The organism is Dyella sp. (assembly GCF_035508675.1).
Taxonomy (GTDB): Bacteria; Pseudomonadota; Gammaproteobacteria; order Xanthomonadales; family Rhodanobacteraceae; genus Dyella_B.
On record NZ_DATJMN010000207.1, the window covers coordinates 1 to 5344 of the forward strand.

The following is a 5344-nucleotide window of genomic DNA, read 5'->3' on the forward strand; positions in this document are numbered from 1 at the left end:
GAAATAGCGCTTATCGTCGAACACGCCGTAATTGGGCAGGACCTGCTTGTGGGTGATCTCCACGATCAGGCCACCGCGCAGGAATGCGGCGGCGTTATAGACCTCGCCCAGGCTATGGGGAAAACCGACGATGGCGGTCAGGCCATTGGTCTCCGCGGCCAGCTCCTGCATGGCGTCCTGGCATGCGGCAAGAAAGCTGGGACGCAGCAACAAATCTTCCGGCGGATAGCCGCTGATGGTCAACTCGGGAAACACGGCCAGCGAGGCATGCCCGGCGCGCGCCTGCGCCATCAGTTCGCGCACCTTGGCGGTATTGGCGGCCACGGCGCCAACGGGGAAATCGTATTGGGCCAGAGCCAGACGGAGCGCAGCCATCGTTGTACTTGTTCAAGGGTGGTTGGCGCTAGATGGTAGTGGAAGCGCGAAGAACAAGAGCTTGCCTGAGCCGGTTTATAGCGGACAATTTTCGATGTATGGCCAAGTGAGTGCCATGCGATAGGTGCGCGAGACTTTAGACAGGCGCAAAAAAAGGGCCGCGTTACCGCGGCCCTTTCCTGATCACCCGAAAGCGATCGGCTTACTTCTTCAGCAGACCGGCGAGCGTCTTGCCGAGGTCGGCAGGCGACTTCACCGTGGTGACGCCGGCCTTTTCCAGCGCGGCAAACTTCGCCGCCGCCGTGCCCTTGCCACCGGAGATGATGGCGCCGGCATGACCCATGCGCTTGCCGGCCGGAGCCGACGCGCCGGCGATGAACGACACCACCGGCTTCTTGACGTATTCGCCGATGAACTCAGCGGCTTCTTCCTCGGCACTGCCGCCGATTTCGCCGACCATGATGATGCCTTCGGTCTGCGGATCGTCCTGGAACAGCTTCAGGCAGTCGATGAAGTTGAGGCCGTTGATCGGGTCGCCGCCGATGCCGATGCAGGTGGACTGGCCCAGGCCTTCGTTGGTGGTCTGGAACACGGCTTCATAGGTCAGCGTGCCGGAGCGCGACACGATGCCGACCTTGCCCGGCTTGTGGATGTGGCCCGGCATGATGCCGATCTTGCATTCACCCGGGGTGATGATGCCGGGGCAGTTCGGGCCGATCAGCACGGTTTCCGGATGCTGCGCCAGCACGTTCTTCACGCGCAGCATGTCCAGCACCGGGATGCCTTCGGTGATGGTGACGATCACGCGCACGCCGGCGTCGATGGCTTCGAGGATGGAATCGGCCGCGAACGGCGGCGGCACGAAGATCACCGACGCATCGGCGCCGGTTTCGTCGACCGCTTCGGACACGCTGTTGAAGACCGGCAGGCCGATGTGCTCGGTGCCGCCCTTGCCGGGGGTGACGCCGCCGACCACCTTGGTGCCGTAGTCGATCGCCTGTTCGGCGTGGAAAGTGCCCTGCTGGCCAGTGAAGCCCTGCACGATCACCTTGGTGTTCTTATTGACGAGAACGCTCATGCTTGGATGCTCCTCACTTCGCGGCAGCCACGGCTTTCTTCGCCGCGTCGTTGAGATCGTCGGCCGGCGTGATCGCCAAACCGGAATTGGCCAGCAGTTCGCGGCCCTTCTCCACATTGGTGCCCTGCAGGCGCACCACCACCGGAATGGTCAGGCCCACTTCCTTCACCGCGGCGATGATGCCTTCGGCGATCAGGTCGCAGCGCACGATGCCGCCGAAGATGTTGACCAGGATGGCCTTCACCTTGTCGGAGGAGAGGATCAGCTTGAACGCCTCGGTGACGCGCTCTTTCGTAGCGCCGCCGCCGACGTCGAGGAAGTTGGCCGGCTCGCCGCCTGCCAGCTTGATCACGTCCATGGTGGCCATGGCCAGGCCCGCGCCGTTGACCATGCAGCCGATGTTGCCATCCATGGTCACGTAGTTGAGGTTGTGCTGCACGGCGGCCGCTTCGGCAGCGTCTTCCTGCGTGAGGTCGCGCATCTTGGCCAGGTCCGCGTGGCGGAACTCGGCGTTGTCGTCGGAATTGACCTTGCCGTCGAGCGCGGCCAGGTTGCCGTCTTCGAGGATGGCGAGCGGGTTGAGCTCGACCAGCGAGAGGTCCTTTTCGTTGAACAGCTTGTACAGGCCCAGCATGATCTTGGTGAGCTGACTGACCTGCTTGGGGTTCAGGTCCATGGCGAAGCCGAGCTGGCGGCACTGGTACGGCTGCAGCCCTTCGACGAAATCCACCACGATGGTGTGGATGTCTTCCGGCGTTTCCTTGGCCACCTGTTCGATATCCACGCCGCCATGCTTGGAGGCGATGAAGGTGACGGCCTTGCTGTCACGGTCGACCAGGATCGACAGGTACAGCTCCTTCGCGATGTTGGTGGCGTCGGTGACCAGCACCAGGTTCACCGGTAGCGCACGGCCGGCGGACTGGTAGGTTTCCATGTTCTTGCCCAGCATGCCCTTGGCGGCGGCGTGGACGTCGTCCAGGCTCTTGCAGAACTTGACGCCGCCGGCCTTGCCGCGACCACCTGCGTGGATCTGGGCCTTGACCATCCATTGCGTGCCGCCCAGGTGCTTGGCGGCATCGACGGCGGCGTCGGGGGAGTTGGCAACTTTGCCCGGCGGCACGGCGATGCCGTACTGCGCGAACAGCTCTTTGGCCTGGTACTCGTGGAAATTCATTCAATACCTCGAGTGAATGGGGAAGGATCGAGCCTGCGCGGTAGCCACAGCACAAGCTAGGGAGAACGGACGGCGGTGTTACGCACTACCGGCGCGTGCAGTGCGCCGTGACCATGCCTCGACATGGGGGAAACCGCGCAATACGGCCCGGTATTTTCGCGGAAGCGGGAGGGGATGGAAAGGGGCGGCCCGTAGGCGTTTGCTTCTGCTCCCTCTTTGGGGAGAGGATTACGGCAAGGGGCAATCTTGCGAAAGTGCTGCATCGAAGCTCGCTTCGACGTTGTTCTGTCGCAAGATTACTCCTCACCCAGGCTCTCTTCCGGACGGAAGGGGGTCATGGCAGCCACTTCTCTTCGCGAGTGTTCAAAACCGTGTCCAGCCGCGCGATCGCCGATTCGCCCAACAGCACGACCACCCGCCACGAGTTGCTGTTTCTGAATTATTTCAGGCTGGCCCAGGCGCTGGTCTACGTCGGCCTGGCCTTTACCCCCAGCGGCATGGGCTGGCCCCATCTGGACAACAGCAGCCTTGCCCGGCTGGTGGCCGCCGGCTACCTGCTGTTCGCCCTGGCGGTGATTTCCATCACCCACCTCACCAAGGCGCTGGGCTGGCTGGGCATCCTGGGTACGTTGCTGGTGGATATCGTCGCGGCGGTGCTGGCGATCGCCGCCATGAACGACGCACGCATCGGCATCGCCATGATGCTGGCTGTCAATCTGGCGGCAGGCGCGCTGCTGCTGCCGCTGCGGCTGGCGCTGTTCCTGGCCGCGCTGGCGACGTTGGGAGTACTGGGACGCACGCTGTTTGCCCTGCCCCATCCCGGGCCGTCGGTCGACGACCGCGATTTTTTGGAATCGGGCCTGTTCGGCATGGCCTATTTCGCGATCGTCGTGCTTTGCAACGTGCTCGGCCGCCAGTTGCGCGCCAGCGAGGCGCTCGCCGAGCAACGCAGCATCGACCTGGTCAACCTGGCGCAGGTCAACGAACTGATCATCCGCCGCATGAAAACCGGCGTGATGCTGGTAGACGACGCCAACCGCATCCACCAGATCAACGAATCGGCGTGGATGCTGCTGGGCAACCCCTCTTCCGACCAACGCGACCTGGGCCGCGTGGCGCCGGAGCTGTCGCGCCGCCTGTACCACTGGATCACTTCCGGCAAGCTGGACGAAACCGCCACCCAGCTCGCCGACGGCATGCCGGAAGTGGTGCCGCGCTTCAGCCGCCTCGCGCCGAACGACGATTCACTGGTGCTGATCTTCCTGGACGACACCTCGCTGGTCTCGCGCCGTGCAGAAGAGCTGACGCTCGGTTCGCTGGGCCGCCTGTCCGCCTCCATTGCGCACGAGATCCGCAATCCGCTGGCAGCCATCCGCTACTCCGCGCAGCTGTTGGCCGAATCGAATGAAATCAGCCCCACCGACCTGCGCATGGTGGAGATCATCAACAACCACTGCAGCCGCCTCAACGACATCATCGAAAACATCCTGCAGTTGTCGCGACGGGAGCGCTCGCGCCCAGAAACGCTGAACCTCGGCGACTGGGCGCACGATTTCGTCGATGAGTACAAGCAGGGCAACGACATCGGCAACGATTCCTTGCGCGTGATCGACAACAGCGCACAGCCCGTCATCGCCGTGGCCGATCCACAGCAACTCCATCAAGTGATCTGGAACCTGGTGCAAAATGCGCTGCGCTACGGCCGCATGCCCGGCGAGCCGGCCCGCGTACTGGTCGTGGTTCGTCACGGCGAACACGGCGTGCCGATCCTGGAAGTGATCGACCGCGGCCCTGGCATTGCGCCGAAAGTGGCGGCGCAGATCTTCGAGCCGTTCTACACCACGCACGAGTACGGCACCGGTCTCGGGCTTTATCTCGCGCGGCAAATGGCGGAAGCGAATCAGGCGGTGCTCGAATACGTGCGCGTGGCAGGTGGCGGAAGCTGCTTCCGCCTGGTGCTGACGCCGCCGGTGCGGATCGAACCGGCGGCGTAGCCCGGGGCCTGTTTGCGATATTCCGCCGATATGGATGTCTGGCGCCGGCAACCCGAATGGACAAGCCGGCAGTCAGGCTCGCAGGGGAATCTTTTCGTCAACGCGGCTGGTTGTAGTGGGTCATGACCTGATAGGCCCTTTCCAGAGCAGGGCGGTAAGCATCAAATGCCGCCTGCTGTTCTCGGGAGAGATATGCAACCCGTTGATTTAGAGAATCCATCTTTTCTTTAGCTTGCTTGTATTTCTCATTTGCAAAATGCTTATGGGAAGTTGCCCGACTCACCTCTTTTTGGAGCTTTTCACGTTGCACAGGATCGGATTCCTGATTACGTGATACTTGCCGTTGCGTCTGCTCATTCTCTGCATCTCTAAGCGCTTCTGCGGCGTTATGAAAGTCTCTGGTAGCGGCGACGCTTTGAGCGGATAAGTCCATGTGCATGGCAACGGCAGCGTCCCATCGACTTTTTGCCTGCAATGCCCTGTCCCGTATCTGGGCTTCCTCGGCGAGCCGGCCCGACTCCATCCCAGCCTTGATCCTCACTTTGGGCAACGGCTCTGCGCCGCCTTTGCCGTCCAGCTTCACGGGCATGCTTTGGGTGGGGTCATGGGGCCGACTCGGATCGTACGCCAGCCATCCCTGCAGCTGCTTGTCGTACCTCACCGGGTGGTAGCCGTCGCCGCTGCGCACATAGCTATTGCCATCCTGACCGGGGAAAGTACCGT

Annotated in this window: 5 protein-coding genes; 1 reads left to right on the top strand and 4 read right to left on the bottom strand. The window is 62.7% G+C overall.

Features of this window, described 5'->3' with window-relative positions; all coding sequences use genetic code 11:
* From VMA74_RS10875 to sucC, 3 genes are all read right to left on the bottom strand, one after another.
* Positions 1-375: nitrilase-related carbon-nitrogen hydrolase (locus VMA74_RS10875; protein ID WP_325366818.1), on the bottom strand; the 375-nt coding region annotated here is incomplete at its 3' end.
* Between the two features lie 202 nt (positions 376-577).
* Positions 578-1453, bottom strand: a complete 876-nt coding sequence (gene sucD, locus VMA74_RS10880; protein WP_325366820.1) for a succinate--CoA ligase subunit alpha — start codon at positions 1451-1453, stop codon at positions 578-580.
* Between the two features lie 13 nt (positions 1454-1466).
* Entirely contained in the window at positions 1467-2627 is a 1161-nt protein-coding gene (gene sucC / locus VMA74_RS10885; protein ID WP_325366822.1) for an ADP-forming succinate--CoA ligase subunit beta, read from the bottom strand.
* A gap of 371 nt (positions 2628-2998) precedes the next feature.
* Here sucC and VMA74_RS10890 point away from each other — a divergent pair, with 371 nt between their 5' ends.
* Positions 2999-4621, top strand: coding sequence for a sensor histidine kinase (locus VMA74_RS10890; protein ID WP_325366824.1), 1623 nt, complete (start codon positions 2999-3001; stop codon positions 4619-4621).
* 97 nt (positions 4622-4718) lie between these two features.
* Here the strand turns inward: VMA74_RS10890 and VMA74_RS10895 are convergent.
* Positions 4719-5344 (bottom strand): hypothetical protein (locus VMA74_RS10895; RefSeq protein ID WP_325366826.1); only part of this gene is annotated, 626 nt, incomplete at its 5' end.

Excerpts from the sequence above, each read along its gene's own strand:
- sucD (WP_325366820.1), bottom strand. The coding sequence starts at position 1,453 with ATGAGCGTTCTCGTCAATAAGAACACCAAGGTGATCGTGCAGGGCTTC.
- sucC (WP_325366822.1), bottom strand. The coding sequence starts at position 2,627 with ATGAATTTCCACGAGTACCAGGCCAAAGAGCTGTTCGCGCAGTACGGC.